The following is a 14160-nucleotide window of genomic DNA, read 5'->3' on the forward strand; positions in this document are numbered from 1 at the left end:
ACGTGCCGATTCATTGAGGAGCCGTGTAATGGGAAACTATTAAGCACGGTTTTGAAGACCAACGGGGTTGGTGACAACCTCGTTGAGTTTACTAGTGTCAATCATGAATAATACTTCTGTCTTTGACGAAAATTTGCTACCGATTCTACTATTCCCAAGGAAATGAAGTTAGTCAGCATAGCAGAACGCCCATAACTCATCCAAGGTAGCGGAATTCCTGCCACAGGCGCTAAACCTACAGTCATGCCAACATTCACAATCACCTGAAACACAATCATGGACAAAACGCCAATAGCTAACAAGGAACCAAAGTTATCTTTGGCGGTTTGGGCAATATGCAGTAGACGGAAGCAAATTAAGCAGAAGGCAAACAGCACTACCAAACAACCAACAAAACCGAATTCTTCCCCCACTGCTGAGAAAATAAAATCTGTATGCTGTTCAGGTACAAAATTCAGCTGTGTCATTGGCCCCTTGAACAGACCCCATCCCCAAATTTCACCAGCACCAATAGCAATCCGAGATTGGATTAAGTGATACCCAGCACCTAGTGGATCATGATCGGGGTCCATGAATACAGTTAGCCGCTCTTTTTGATACAGTTTCAAAATATGGTTCCAGGCGAAAATTCCTAATTCGCCACCTAATATATTGAGACTCCATGCATTGATAGCACCGAAACCAAATCGACGCCAGGGAAGAGTTTGCCAGCCTACAATAGCCATGACAACTGACCAAACTAGCCCTAATGGGCCAAAAGATAGTTCTTTGAATAAAACTATTGGCTCTGATAAAGGCCAAGATATACTCAGCAAAATGGCGGCAACCACTGGAGAAATCATCAGAATTAACCAGCCTGGATTAGCATTTGCCCAGTAAAGCATTCCTAAAACGATCGCACCAAATACCATTGATGTTGCTAAATCTGGCTGTAAAAATACTAATCCCCAAGGTATAGCGGTGATTGCCAGAACCCGGAAAACACTTTCCAGGCTAGAAGCAGTGCGCCTGTGTAACAAAGCTGCTAAGGTGATGATCATGCCGACTTTGGCAAATTCTGAGGGTTGCACGTTAAAACCAGCGATACTAATCCACCGCTGCGCCCCTTTAGCGCTAGTGCCAGCGATCATCACGGCGATTAAGCTAAAGTTTGTTAGTGCGTATGTTACCCAGTGCCACTGCATCAAGAGTTCGTAACGCGTGCGAGATAAAAATAAAGCTATAAGCGCACCGATACCCGCTACCAGCCAGTGCCACCACCAGTCAGTTACTGGCTGCTTCAGTTCCGTGCTGAGGATCATGATGCCACCAAAGATACTGACAGCAATTGGCAAACCAAATAATAGCCAATCTACATCTTGCCAGGGCTTAACCCAAGACTTCCAGCGAATTTTGGGGACCAATCGTTTTAATAACATTGTGCCAGTTTAGACTTTTTTAAATATTGGGCATTGGGCACTTCTAGTGAGCGAAGTCGAAGTATTAGGCATTGCTTATTCTCGTTGTTCCTCTAAAGTTCTGATTTAAGGAAGTTTTACCTCAAACTTCTCTACTTATTCTTCCTTGTCCCCATACCCCATGCCCCATACCCAATCCCTAGTATTCCCAAGCTATAGCCCAAAAAGTAGATAGAAATTAAAATTAATTATGTCAAAGCAGCAACTGATACTTTACCAGCAATAGTAAGAGCGATCGCTGTTAATGCTTTTGCTGAAGCTGAATCTGGCTCACCAACGACTATCGGCACACCACTATCACCGCCAACTCGTGTGGATATCTCTAGCGGCACGCACCCCAACAGTGGCACTCCCAATTCGGCGGCTGTTTTGGAACCACCACCGGAACCGAAGATATCATACTGCTTATCCGGTTGATCGGGGGGGATGAAATAGCTCATATTTTCCACGATCCCCAATACCGGGACATTCATCTGTTGGAACATCCGCAATCCCTTGCGAGAATCTAACAAGGCTACAGTTTGCGGCGTGGTGACAATTACCGCCCCTGCCATCGGCACTGCTTGGGTTAAAGTTAACTGAGCATCTCCGGTTCCCGGTGGCATATCTACAATCAAATAGTCCAGTTCTCCCCATTGCACTTGATAGAGAAACTGGCGAATTACACCATTGAGCATAGGTCCACGCCAAATTACTGGTTGATCTCGGTCAATCAAAAAGCCCATTGAAACTAATTTGACGCCGTGATTAAAAGCAGGTTCTAGGATGTCACCTGTTTCGGTTGAGCGGACAGTAATTTGGGCATCAGCTAAACCTAGCATGGTAGGGTCATTGGGGCCGTAAATATCAGCATCTAGCAAGCCGACTTTCGCCCCAGTTTGAGCTAAAGCTACTGCTACATTCACCGCCACTGTACTTTTACCAACGCCACCTTTGCCACTGGAAACAGCAATGATATTTTTGACCCCAGAAATACCAGTGCGGTCAGGCAAACTTTTTTGTTGCGGTGTTTCTGCCGTCACTTCTATGCTTACATCTGTAACGCCTGGGAGCTTTTTGACAGCTTTCTGACAGTCTTCAACGATAAATTCACGTAAAGGACAGGCAGGAGTGGTCAACACCAAAGTGAAGCTAACCTTACCATCGTCAATTTTCACGTTGCGAATCATATTCAGTTCTACCAGACTTTTGCGGAGTTCTGGGTCTTCTACTGGTCGCAACACTTCTAACACAGAGCGGGAGTCGAGGACGTCGTACATAAAAATTCAAAATTGAAAATGAAAAAATATACTCGTGGCGAACATCTTAGTTATTAACTGGATGCTTTTTTAAGTAAGGTCAGCTTAGTGTTTTTACTGTTCCTGCCGTAACAAAACTTAGTAAATTGCATTATTACCTAATAGAATCTTAACTTTCTTTAGGGATTAGTTTTTGGGCATGGGAAAAGAAGCAGGGGAGCAGGGGGGAGTATTTTCCTTCTTTCACCTACAATAACTGCCCTTGTGCCTCTTAAAAATCTCCAGTCCCCATCAGCTAAAAATCAAAACAACTGTCATTAAGGGATTTTTTCTTACCAGATACCGTTGATAATGCCGTCTTTTCTACCGCCTCTACCAAAGACCGTGCTACGCGGTCTGCATAAGGACGGGATAAAGACCAAATCAGAGGCGATAACCAACCGCGTAGCGTTACAGAATAAGACAGACAAGTACCACAAACCGTTGACTCTACTTGATAAGTCACCCGTTCCTCTATCCCAGGAATCGCCAGCACTCTGATACTCAGCATCTCTCTATGATTGACGCGCTCCACAAAAATTCGGATGGGAATCGGCCAAAAACGTGTTACAGCATGAAAAATTAATCCTGGTTTGGGTACTAATCCGTAGGGCACGTTAGTACTCTTAAGTAATGGATGCCAGGAAACATCTGTTAAGTCAGCCACTTTTTGCCACAGTTCATCTACAGAAGCCGAACTAATCTCTCGATACGTCCGCACCAGAGAAGCGCAAAACCGCCGACGTTTGCGGTGGATGAATTTGGATAACCAACCTTGCATTTTTTTAATCCTCCTCCTTCCTAGACACTTTCTGGTAACTCTGGTATTGTAGGCAACTACGCTCAGTTTGTAACAAGAACGTTAACCCTGCGGGATCTTGCTACGTTTATAACCGCTTTATATTCCGCCACTGATTTGGAGTACCAAATGAGCGTGGGGGACGAGGGCGCGAAATAGTTAAAATTAACAAAAAAAACTCAGTCAATATATAAGCCTATACGCATTTGAGGGAAAATAACTCTAGTGATGCCCATCAATCGAATAAATGCTTAACCAGTAATAAAAAAGCGGGTTGGGTAAATACAGCTTGATTGTTGGCGCCGTTTTCCCCAAATTTGAAGATAAGAAATTTGTGGCTTTCTGAAAATTGTAATTTAGGTTCGGGAATCTATGTTGACCAACTCGCAAATACAAACTGTAGCAGCATCATCGAAGTCTTTGCCAGCAACTGACGCTCAGACTAGGGTCAGTCAGTTTATGAAACAGCTGCAAGACGAAATCACGCAAGCGTTAACAAAATTAGATGGTGTGGGCGAGTTTCTCGAAGATAGCTGGGAACGCCCAGAAGGAGGTGGAGGGCGATCGCGTGTGCTGCGCGAAGGTGCAATATTTGAACAAGCAGGTGTAAATTTTTCTGAAGTTTCGGGTTCCCATTTGCCAGCCTCAATTTTAACCCAACGCCCGGAAGCAGCAGGGCATAGCTTTTATGCCACGGGCACTTCACTGGTATTACATCCTCGCAATCCTTATGTACCCACAGTTCATCTAAATTATCGCTACTTTGAAGCGGGGCCAGTATGGTGGTTTGGTGGTGGTATTGACTTGACGCCTTATTACCCCTTTGCTGAAGATGCGGCACATTTACACAAAACATTAAAACAGACTTGTGACCAAAACCACCCAGACTATTACCCGGTATTTAAGCAGTGGTGTGATGAATATTTCTACCTGAAGCATCGTGATGAGACACGGGGTGTAGGTGGTCTGTTTTTTGATTACCAAGATGGTCAGGGTGCTTTATATCGCGGGCCAAATCCGAATGGGGAAGCGGCTATTTATAGCGACCAGGTGGGAACACCAGCAACCCGCAGTTGGGAAGATTTGTTTGCCTTTGTGCAAGACTGCGGCAGAGCATTTTTACCAGCTTACGTACCAATTGTAGAACGGCGACATGGGATAGAGTATGGCGATCGCCAACGGAATTTTCAACTCTACCGCCGGGGACGGTATGTAGAATTTAACTTGGTTTATGACCGAGGCACTATTTTTGGTCTGCAAACCAACGGACGCACCGAATCAATTCTCATGTCCCTACCACCTTTAGTGCGCTGGGAATACGGCTATAAACCGGAACCCAATACGCCCGAAGCCGAGTTGTATGAAACCTTCCTTAAGCCTCAAGATTGGAGTAACTGGACACCGAAACAATAGTTGAGTTAGGAGTTAGGAGTTAGGAGTTTTTCCCTATCTCCCATATCCTCCTCATCTCCTCCACTCCCCACTCCCTCATTTGAAATTGCTACTCAGCACTGTTTTGGTGAGTTAAACTACCAAAGGTAAGCACTTAGCAGAAAACAGGTGACAATTTTAGCTATAGCTTGTTAATCTCTAGTGACAGCATTAGAAAATTTTCTAAGTAGTTAATTTTAAGAGCAATGCCACGGGGAGGGCTTTAGTGATTCAGATAGACCAAAAAAGTTATACAACCCAAGACGGAAACACCGTTATTGTCCTGACGCCAGCAGGTCGCCTAGATATCACCACTGCTTGGCAATTTCGCCTGAAGTTACAGGAATGTATTTCCAAACTCAGTCGCCATGTAGTTGTAAATCTGGCTCAGGTAAATTTTATTGATAGTTCTGGTCTTACGTCTTTGGTAGCTGGTATGCGTGATGCTGATAAAATCAAGGGCAGTTTCCGCATCTGCAATGTACATCCAGAAGCTAAACTCGTGTTTGAAGTGACGATGATGGATACTGTCTTTGAAATCTTTGAAACAGAAGAGGAAGCTTTAGAAGGTGTACCTCGTAGCATCGCTAGCTAAAAAAGAGTTAGGAGTTAATTCATAACTCATGACTCATAACTTTATCTTATGAAATACTGATTTCGCTTGGTGTAGCGATAAGGGCCCATAATCGCTCCCCAAGTTGCTTTTCCAGTTGCTGGATCAATTCCTTTGTCGTAGCTGTAAAATTCTGCTGCTGTGGCTTCAAATCCCAAGGAAACATCCACTCTATTGCCAAGATAAGTAAAGCTGCAACGAGTTTCTGGTAGTGGGGTGGCGGTAAACTTATAGCGATCGCGGGCTAATGTTTCTTGATTAACTGTTAGGATACAACCTGGTAGTAAATCTAATTGTTCGGGTGTCAGTGTGTTTAGTAAAGCTGGGTTATGACCTGCGCCGATTAAAGCACCTGGATCTTGAGGCATATAGTATTGCACTTCCAGAGATGTGTCAGAGTTGCTTTTCTGACGTAACCGCATAATTCGCTGGCGGTAAGGTTTATCTAGGTTAATAACGTTAGCCTGTTCGGCAAATAGGGTGATACTATCTTCTGTGAACAAATTAACTGGTCTTTGCCACAGGCGCAAGTGGACATACCAAACTGGTTCTCCTATAGCTTGTTCCCGATTATCAAATTCACCAGCTAGGTACTCACCTAAAGCAATTAACTGTGGCGAGAAATTCATAAATGTGAAAAACGAATCATTAAAGATGATAATTTTTGGCTAGTTTTTTAGAGGAAAGGGTCTTATCCCCTGTGGCTACTAGCTGAGAAAATACTTCTGATTTATTTATATTGTAAATGAAACCGTCACCAACAAAAAGCTAAACTTGGCAAAGTAGCCTTTAAGCGAGAAAATAAGAATACGTCGCCCTTAACATCTTCTTTGTGAATAACGTCCGTACTGTCTCTGATACAAAACGAACTTTTTACAATCTTCACACCCGTCCGATCAACACTATTTATCGTCGGGTAGTTGAAGAATTGATGGTGGAAATGCATCTGCTGTCAGTAAATATCGATTTTAGCTACAATCCAATTTATGCCTTGGGCGTCGTCACTACCTTTGACCGCTTCATGCAAGGCTATCTACCAGAACGGGATCAAGAATCAATTTTTAACGCCCTATGTCGGGCTATAGAGCAAGATCCGCAACACTATCAACGGGATGCCGCAAGATTGCAAGCTGTAGCTAAAGGTTTGCCAGTTAAAGATTTAATCGCGTGGTTGGGCCAAACTACTTTCTTAGATCGAGATGCTGACTTGCAAGCACAACTGCAAGCGATCGCCAATAACCCTAACTTTAAATACAACCGTTTGTTCGCAATTGGTGTATTTTCGTTATTGGAACAGTCAGATCCCGAATTGGTCAAAGATGAAAAGCAACTCACGGAGGCGCTGAAAGCGATCGCTGCTGGCTTGCACCTGTCTGATGAAAAACTCAACAAAGATTTGGAGCTATACCGTTCTAATCTAGACAAGATGGCGCAAGCACTGGTGGTGATGGCAGATATGCTCTCAGCCGATCGCAAAAAACGCGAGCAACGTAAACAACAATCAACTACCCCAGTTGCTCCCCCAAGTTCTAACGAATAGTTAAGAGTTAGGAGTTCTTAGTAACTCCTAATTCTTAACTTTAGACGCCCAATAATTTGTATATTAAGCTGTTAATTATAGTCAGCATAAATGCCCCAATAACAGCACTCCAAATCCCGTAACGCAAGCGAAAGCCTTCTACTAACAAAGCAGCAATACTAAAGCAAACTACGGCAATCATAAATGTGAAAATGCTGGATAACAAGTCCAATGTGAGTAAATTTGGGACTGCAAAAACGATACTTAAAATCGGTCTGATTATTGCTGTTACGATACCAAGCACTGCGGCAGAAAGGAAGGCTTTACCTAGAGTGTCGATTTCGACTCCTAAAGGCAATTTGCTAATTATCAACAAGCTGATAGCTGTTACTATCCAAACAATTAAAAGCGTCATAATATTCATGCCACAATCCCTGAAACGTGAATGGCAATTGGTGATAAATTACTTTAGTTTATCGGTGGAGAAATCTTTAAAGCTTAACCAATTATCTATAAATTAGCAGGAAAATTTTCTCTAACAGAATTTTATTTTAGATATCTTTAGGTTTGGGAAAGAGCTTGAAGGGGAGTGGAAAGATAAGAGAAATTCTAACTCTCCCCTGCTCCCCTGATTACTGAGCGTAGTCGTACCTGCGGCATAGCTACGCCCTAAGCGCCAGCCTCTTTAAGAGTTGTATGCTCACCCTTGCCCTATGTCATCTTTTAAGAGGAGGTTGGGTTTTTCTAGGTGCTACAGGCGCTTGAGATGCTGGTGGGTTGGAAATACCAGGATTGATAGGACTGATGCCTTGTCCAGTTGGAGGTTGACTTACACTAGGAAAGGGTACGGAATTGGGTGCTAAGGGAAATTTAGGGTTAAGATTCCCTTGGGGATTGATGCCTGGAACTGGTGCAGCACCAGGATTAATTGGGAAAGAAGGGATATTAGGCTGGTTGAGTAAGTTTGTGGGTGGTTGAGATGGGCCAGGAATAATTCCCAAAGAAACGCGATCGCCCCCTACTTGCCGCAGCAAATCCAATGTTTCAATCACATCATTGTAAGTTGCTGTCCGCGAAGCATTCAGCACCACAACAGCACTAGGGTTTGCTTGGAGATACTGTTTTAACCTCGCTCCCAAATCCTCCCGTTTGACAAGCTGTTTTTCTATGTAAGTATTGCCAACAGCATCGATAGTTACAATCAGACTTCCATTCTGTGATGTTATTCCAGATACTGAACTGGCGCTGGCTTTGGGCAAATCAACATTTATTGCCTGTTGCCGTGTAAATTGTAAAGCCGCTAATAGAAAAAACGTCAGAATACAAAAAACGACATCAATTAAAGGGATGATTTGAATTTGGACTTCTTCAATTGGAGTATGTAGATTAACTTTCATTTTCTCAATTTAAACGCCTGGTTTTGGGGTTGAATTCTTGACTAATTAGATACATTCGGCGGTTCAGGAGGTTCAGAAACCTTAGTCTTTCCTGGCTTGCGGGGTGGAGTAAAATTTTCCGGCACAATTGCTGATGTACTATTACTAAAATCAGGCGGAGACTGGCGATAGAGCAATTCCATCTCATTCCCTGCCTTCCGAAAAACTTTGACTTGGTTGACTACAAAACTTTGAAATAGGCGGTAAAATATCAAACTAATAATGGCAACTATTAACCCCGTTGCAGTAGCAATCAAGGATTCACCAATACCAGTAGTCACTCCAGCTGTAGATTCAGTTCCCAAATCGCCAATCCGAATTGCTCGTAAAGCGCGGATTAAACCCAAAACCGTGCCCAACAATCCCAGTAATGGCGCTAGGGCAATTACGGCTTCTAAAAGTTTTTCACCTCGCCGCATTCCAGCCAATTCATCTTCTGCTGTAGCCTCCAGTGCTAGTCGAAAGGTTTCGGCATCAGTTTTTGAAAAACGTAAGGGGGCGTAGAGAAAACGCCCGACAGGCTGATGGCTTGCAAGTCTTGCAATGTCCGCAGCTACTTGCCAATTATCCTGGGCAGCATCCAGGATGCGATTGACTATTTGCTTTTCCTGAGTCAAAATTCGCAACCAGAACCACAAACGCTCGAAAATCACACTCAGAGACAGAATCGACAGAACTAGCAAAGGCCACATCGCTGGCCCGCCCTTATAAAACAAATCTAAAATATCCACTGTTTAAATTTCCTCCCTCTACGACTAGAGCAAATGTGCTAAAGCATTTTAATTCTAGAGATTAATGCAAAATGAGGGACTTCCAAAATATAAATTTCTCGAAAACCTAAAAAGACAGTGAAAGCATGATGTATTTGACTCAGATTGCTGGACAAACTTGCTGTTGGGTAAGGCAATTGAATGATCAACTCACTTCCTTCACCAAAAGTAGAAAAACATTCCAGTTTACCACCATATTTTTCGGTGATAAATGGATATCAGCTGCAACCATCCCCAGGAATCGATTCTGCACATCATAAATGGGACGATCTGCTGAAGCAACAATGTATGGATGATTGGGATAATTCCAGGTGAAAATCCGTAACCAGATAGGTTTACCCGCTTTTACGGTTTCGGTATACCAAGTTTCCTTAAAATTGTCCTAATCATAAATAGTAGTAATATTGCGATCGCCCTGATTATTTGTTGGATAAGTAGAGACATTTTTTAGAGGCTTGACACCCCAATCATCAATCGTGACGGTTTTGTGATCGTAACGAGCAGATCCTGTGGTATTAGACATGCAGAGTCACACACTAGGTATTTGGTGACAGATTACGAGTAGCGTCTTCCAGACTAACTAGGGCGGTTATTCCCACCAGGAATTTTTAGCATAATTTGCCAAAATTGAAAATAACTGGAGGTTCAAAATATGAAATTTTCAATCCAATCACTTTACACCTGGTATGGCGATTTGCTTCGTAACCCTAAATACCGTTGGTGGGCAATTTTAGGAACACTAATCTATTTGGCCAGTCCAATTGATATTCTTCCAGATTTTATACCCGTTGTCGGGCAGATTGATGATGTTTTCCTTTTAACTTTGCTGGTTTCTGAGGTGTCTGGGCTAGTAATTGAGGGCTGGAAAGCTCGTAAGGGTGATGTAGGCACTGAAGCACCTAATACCACTGAGGCTTCTACCTCTACTGCAAGTACGATTGATGTTGATGCTGTTTCTGTTAAGTAAATTTAATAAAACCCCTACTTTTAAAATTTGAGGTGGGGGATATTTTTTTAACGCAAAGGGACGCGGAGGGAAACGCAGAGGAACGCAGAATAAGAGTTAGAGGTTGTTGGCTACGCGTTTGATACCTTCTTTGAGGTGGAGGACGTTAAAGTTGAGGAGAAGACCTAGTTTGCAGTTTGCTAGTTTAAGATAGGTTAGGAGTTGAACGGAGTGAATCGGGTTGAAGGATTCTATAGATTTAATCTCTACAATTACTTTTTTTTCGACTATCAAATCTAGTCGATAAACGCATTCCAATTGCACATTTTGGTAAACCAAAGGCAATGGAATTTGCTTACCAACATTCAATCCGGCTTCCTTCAACTCATAATCCAAGCACACCTCATAAGCTGACTCCAATAAACCAGGCCCCAAAGCAGTATGCACCCTCATCACACAACCAATAATCACCCCACTCAACTCATTCTCTCTCATCCTCTGCGTTCCTCTGCGCTTTCCTTTGCGTTCCTCTGCGTTTAAAAATCTTTCACAAATTCCGTCAAGAACCTAAATGCCTTCAAAATATAACTAGCACAATCTCTAGGAGAGGTGTTGTAAAACGATTGCCACGCACTCGCTTTATCCTCATCATACCGATCGCTGCGTTGACTATGATTTTCTAGCCATGCCAATCGCACTGCATGACCAATTAACACATCCAACACGATATATTCTTCGATTTGCAACTTGGGATTATTAGCTGCGATCGCTCCTAATTCTACTAATGCTTCAATATTAACTTGACGATATTCTGAAGCTTCGATTTTATTTAACAGATGCTCAACTAACAGAGCAAAATTTCTTTCCCCTGCTGTCATTTCCGACAGCATTATCTCACTATCTAAACGATTGCGGCGCTCTAGTTTATCCCCAATTACTAGCCCTTTGCAATGTCGCATTAATAGCCAAACCTGCTTAAAAAACTCTTTTGGTACGCGCCCCGTCGCACCCTCGGCTTGACGAAACCGCCGCCAACCGCCTGGTGGGACTTGTATTTCTTCGGCGATTGCTGGTAACACTACCCAAGCAATATCACTTTCTTTTTGTTTTACGTGGAGTGATTCTTGCTGGCGCAACAGGTTACTCATACCACTATATCCAGTTAATACCTGACGCAAGCGCATTTTTACTTCAAAGGGTGAAAGTTGCATTAAGTAATCGTATGCTTCATCTTGGGTAACATGCAATTCTCGCGCTAGTTCGCTGGTTATCAATAAGATGAGATAGCCGACTCTCAGCGTTAGTAGTCCCTGGAATAGTTCTGGTTCTGAGCGAATTAAGATACCAAGATAGATTAAAATCTCTTGAGTAAGGACGCGATCGCGTATATCTTCACGACAAAAATGATTAATTTTTTCAGCAATTTCATCATGAGACATGGGTACGGTAATCAAAGACGCCTCACTGTAAGCTTTACCCACAGCAATTTGCTTACCCCGTACCAAAATACTCGTTACTGCATCTGATAGGCTGATATCAACCATTTGTCGCAACCCCGCAGCCCGGCGTACCACTGTCCAAATACTTAAATCTCCAGCTTTGGTGTAAACTTCATCGAGTAAATCGGCTACAGTTACAGGATATCCTAGGCCACCATACCCCGTATCAAATTCCATTCCCTGCAAGCGAATTAAAGTTTGCAATAACTCAATTTGCTCGTAGATATTCTCTGATGAGCGCAAATAAGAAAGTAATAATCCTAAGTTTGTTTCACACTCCATTTGAAATTCTTGGGTATGTCCTAAGCGCCAGTTTTTCTCAGGATGATCAGCTAGATAATAGCAACGTAGTCCCGCATTTTTCACTGGCGATCGCGAGAATTCTGCATTTGGGAGAAAATCAATTCTTTGGATTCCAGCTGTCAGCATTAGCTGATTTAGCCGCCCTAATTTCACCCGCACACCGTTACAAATACCATCTTTCAGTTCTTGCATCAGTTCTAATAATGCCTCAGAACCGATTTCTAACATGGTGTGCGTCAACATTAAAGTTAGAGTCGGACGTCCTAAATCGCTCCAATATTTTTGAATGTAAGCTAGTTCGCTTCTAATTTGATCCAGTAAAAAATGATAATCAAGGGTTAAGTAAAACTGTTGAGAGTCTGAAAATGAAGGTAAAAATACAATTGTTTCACCGCGAATCCGAAAGATTCTAGATGTTGTCAAACTCCGCAGCCGCCGCACTGGCCGCCCAGTTAAACCAAGTTTTTCATTACGTCCAATTTGGGTATAAATAGCGGAAAATTCTCCAGCTTTTCTCACCTGAATCGGTTCTACTTGGGTAGGTGTTTGTGCTTCGATTCCGTAAACTTCTAGTTTTGTTTGTAAATCTTCATCTTCTGCTAACAAAGCAATTTGTACCAATGCCTCGCGCTGTTTTCCCACACACAAATGTCTTCCCAAAGGGTCGATATCACCAACTGCAAGTAAACCTTCACTCAACATTTGACTGAGAAGATATAAACTCTGTGCCCACACTAAGGGAATATTTTCATTGGGCAAACGTGATTGCGTTTGGGGTGCTAACTTTTCTGCTTCTATACTTTCGGCTGGGACATAATAAAGTTCTGGCAATAAACGTAAACCATTTTGTTCTATAAGTAATGATTCTAAAAGCTCTTGGTATTTTTGAACTTGTTCTGGCTTGCTGCAAAATAATCCATCTAGAACTAAATAAGTGAAAAATAATGGCCATTCGCATTCAATATGCTCAAATTGTTTCAGTTCCCACGGTTCGTAATGTAAGCGGTGATTGTCTTCTAAAACGGTTTGGTGTCCATCGCGCAGAAAACGTTTGCAGCCGTATTTACCAGCGAGCTTATTGATAATATCGTTTAAAGTGCGATCGCGTAACTGCGAGTCTTCCACTGCAAAGGCAGGATAACTAATAATACTTAACAGCGCTGCATCAATTTCTTTGGAACCAGATTCCCTCGGTAATAGGGATTCTAAAGTAATCCGAGCGCGGGCGATTTCATCTGGTAGCACATGAATCACCGATGCTTGACTACCACGCACACCAAACAAATCCAGTCCATTGATAGCTTCTAAAGCAGCTTTTGCCATACCTACAGAACTGGCATTTAACTCAGCATTACCACGATTAATTTTATTACCACGTTCCCAAATGCCATAATCTGGTGTGCGGTAAGCTCGTCCAATGTAGTAAACCAAATTTTGGACGAAATTCACTTCATCAATCGTATAAATTATTTGCAATCCGGCAGCGGTCATTTGCGCCAATATCAGTAAAAATATAGATGTGGCATCAAGTTGCAAATGTCCCCATTGGTCATCACCAACAACAATGTCGCCAGTCGCGGTATTGTATTTGGCGTGCAGTCCATCCAGTAGCGACTGAGTATGTTTAAATGTCTCTACTTTATGAGCCTGTCGCATCATCGCAAAAAGCAACCCGCGCATCAGTTTGATCACACTGTGTTCTAGTTCATAGGTGCGTCCTTGATCTTCGTCAATTTTGCGGTATGCAAGTCCTAAACCCCAAACTGCCAAAATACTGTAAACGTTGTCTCGCACCCAGGCATCAGTATAATCACCGTGGGCTGTAATCGCTGTACTCGCAGGTAGTAAACCAGTAATCGGATTCTGCCGAGTTAGAATGATCGTTTTGATTTGCTGGTAGTAATATTCCAGGCGAACTAGCAATTTGGTAGATGTTTTCATGATTTGGTTCAGAACTACTTGCAAAATTTGACCCTATGGCTGCGAGGTGAATTATCTAAACCAAGCCAGAATAAGTTCTGTAATGGTTGATGGGACAACAGCAAGGGTGTGTGAGTTTTTTATTATCTCCTGTTAATACGCTTATGGGTACTGAATTTTAGCGATCCCA

Annotated in this window: 14 protein-coding genes; 4 read left to right on the forward strand and 10 right to left on the reverse strand. The window is 42.7% G+C overall.

The features are described from left to right. Window positions 1–101 precede the first annotated feature (101 nt). From rodA to V7K35_RS18210, 3 genes are all read right to left on the reverse strand, one after another. Window positions 102–1418 (reverse strand): rod shape-determining protein RodA, encoded by a 1317-nt coding sequence (gene rodA, locus V7K35_RS18200; RefSeq protein ID WP_335080609.1) that lies wholly within the window; start codon window positions 1416–1418, stop codon window positions 102–104. A 227-nt stretch (window positions 1419–1645) separates the two neighbouring features. Further along, entirely contained in the window at window positions 1646–2716 is a 1071-nt protein-coding gene (locus V7K35_RS18205; RefSeq protein ID WP_273766777.1) for an Mrp/NBP35 family ATP-binding protein, read from the reverse strand. A gap of 274 nt (window positions 2717–2990) precedes the next feature. Next, entirely contained in the window at window positions 2991–3515 is a 525-nt protein-coding gene (locus tag V7K35_RS18210) for an SRPBCC family protein (protein ID WP_273766779.1), read from the reverse strand. Between the two features lie 390 nt (window positions 3516–3905). On the opposite strand from V7K35_RS18210, the gene hemF reads away from it, so the two are divergent. Further along, window positions 3906–4946, forward strand: a complete 1041-nt coding sequence (gene hemF / locus V7K35_RS18215; protein WP_335080610.1) for an oxygen-dependent coproporphyrinogen oxidase — start codon at window positions 3906–3908, stop codon at window positions 4944–4946. Between the two features lie 244 nt (window positions 4947–5190). Beyond that, window positions 5191–5559, forward strand: a complete 369-nt coding sequence (locus tag V7K35_RS18220) for an STAS domain-containing protein (RefSeq protein WP_273766782.1) — start codon at window positions 5191–5193, stop codon at window positions 5557–5559. A gap of 41 nt (window positions 5560–5600) precedes the next feature. Here the strand turns inward: V7K35_RS18220 and V7K35_RS18225 are convergent, their stop codons facing one another. Continuing rightward, window positions 5601–6206 (reverse strand): chromophore lyase CpcT/CpeT, encoded by a 606-nt coding sequence (locus tag V7K35_RS18225; RefSeq protein WP_335080611.1) that lies wholly within the window; start codon window positions 6204–6206, stop codon window positions 5601–5603. 203 nt (window positions 6207–6409) lie between these two features. On the opposite strand from V7K35_RS18225, the gene psb29 reads away from it, so the two are divergent. Then, a complete protein-coding gene (psb29, locus tag V7K35_RS18230) occupies window positions 6410–7117 on the forward strand; it encodes a photosystem II biogenesis protein Psp29 (RefSeq protein ID WP_298904732.1) in 708 nt (235 codons plus the stop codon). A 40-nt stretch (window positions 7118–7157) separates the two neighbouring features. On the opposite strand, the gene V7K35_RS18235 is transcribed toward psb29, so the two are convergent. The 4 genes from V7K35_RS18235 to V7K35_RS18250 all read right to left on the reverse strand — a co-directional run bounded on the left by V7K35_RS18235 (window position 7158) and on the right by V7K35_RS18250 (window position 9825). Beyond that, window positions 7158–7520 (reverse strand): phage holin family protein, encoded by a 363-nt coding sequence (locus tag V7K35_RS18235; RefSeq protein ID WP_335080612.1) that lies wholly within the window; start codon window positions 7518–7520, stop codon window positions 7158–7160. Window positions 7521–7812: 292 nt separating this feature from the next. After that, window positions 7813–8493: an ExbD/TolR family protein gene (locus tag V7K35_RS18240; protein WP_335080613.1), complete on the reverse strand. Its 681-nt coding sequence runs from the start codon at window positions 8491–8493 to the stop codon at window positions 7813–7815. Between the two features lie 41 nt (window positions 8494–8534). Next, window positions 8535–9263 carry a MotA/TolQ/ExbB proton channel family protein gene (locus V7K35_RS18245; RefSeq protein ID WP_335080614.1) on the reverse strand — a complete coding sequence of 243 codons (729 nt, stop codon included), beginning with the start codon at window positions 9261–9263 and terminating at the stop codon, window positions 8535–8537. Between the two features lie 421 nt (window positions 9264–9684). Further along, the gene (locus tag V7K35_RS18250; RefSeq protein WP_335080615.1) at window positions 9685–9825 is read right to left on the reverse strand and encodes a hypothetical protein; all 141 of its coding nucleotides are present in this window, start codon (window positions 9823–9825) and stop codon (window positions 9685–9687) included. A gap of 129 nt (window positions 9826–9954) precedes the next feature. On the opposite strand from V7K35_RS18250, the gene V7K35_RS18255 reads away from it, so the two are divergent. After that, the gene (locus V7K35_RS18255) at window positions 9955–10269 is read left to right on the forward strand and encodes a YkvA family protein (RefSeq protein WP_334794886.1); all 315 of its coding nucleotides are present in this window, start codon (window positions 9955–9957) and stop codon (window positions 10267–10269) included. Between the two features lie 96 nt (window positions 10270–10365). Here the strand turns inward: V7K35_RS18255 and V7K35_RS18260 are convergent, their stop codons facing one another. Further along, the gene (locus V7K35_RS18260) at window positions 10366–10743 is read right to left on the reverse strand and encodes a GxxExxY protein (RefSeq protein WP_335080616.1); all 378 of its coding nucleotides are present in this window, start codon (window positions 10741–10743) and stop codon (window positions 10366–10368) included. 41 nt (window positions 10744–10784) lie between these two features. Next, entirely contained in the window at window positions 10785–13991 is a 3207-nt protein-coding gene (locus V7K35_RS18265) for a glycoside hydrolase family 15 protein (RefSeq protein ID WP_335080617.1), read from the reverse strand. Window positions 13992–14160 lie beyond the last annotated feature (169 nt).

The organism is Nostoc sp. (genome assembly GCF_036917275.1).
Classification (GTDB): domain Bacteria; phylum Cyanobacteriota; class Cyanobacteriia; order Cyanobacteriales; family Nostocaceae; genus Nostoc.

Bases quoted from the DNA above. Each gene is read 5' to 3' on its own strand.
- rodA (WP_335080609.1), bottom strand. From the start codon at position 1,418: ATGTTATTAAAACGATTGGTCCCCAAAATTCGCTGGAAGTCTTGGGTT.
- V7K35_RS18205 (WP_273766777.1), bottom strand. From the start codon at position 2,716: ATGTACGACGTCCTCGACTCCCGCTCTGTGTTAGAAGTGTTGCGACCA.
- V7K35_RS18210 (WP_273766779.1), bottom strand. From the start codon at position 3,515: ATGCAAGGTTGGTTATCCAAATTCATCCACCGCAAACGTCGGCGGTTT.
- hemF (WP_335080610.1), top strand. From the start codon at position 3,906: ATGTTGACCAACTCGCAAATACAAACTGTAGCAGCATCATCGAAGTCT.
- V7K35_RS18225 (WP_335080611.1), bottom strand. From the start codon at position 6,206: ATGAATTTCTCGCCACAGTTAATTGCTTTAGGTGAGTACCTAGCTGGT.
- V7K35_RS18235 (WP_335080612.1), bottom strand. From the start codon at position 7,520: ATGAATATTATGACGCTTTTAATTGTTTGGATAGTAACAGCTATCAGC.
- V7K35_RS18240 (WP_335080613.1), bottom strand. From the start codon at position 8,493: ATGAAAGTTAATCTACATACTCCAATTGAAGAAGTCCAAATTCAAATC.
- V7K35_RS18250 (WP_335080615.1), bottom strand. From the start codon at position 9,825: ATGTCTAATACCACAGGATCTGCTCGTTACGATCACAAAACCGTCACG.
- V7K35_RS18255 (WP_334794886.1), top strand. From the start codon at position 9,955: ATGAAATTTTCAATCCAATCACTTTACACCTGGTATGGCGATTTGCTT.
- V7K35_RS18260 (WP_335080616.1), bottom strand. From the start codon at position 10,743: ATGAGAGAGAATGAGTTGAGTGGGGTGATTATTGGTTGTGTGATGAGG.
- V7K35_RS18265 (WP_335080617.1), bottom strand. From the start codon at position 13,991: ATGAAAACATCTACCAAATTGCTAGTTCGCCTGGAATATTACTACCAG.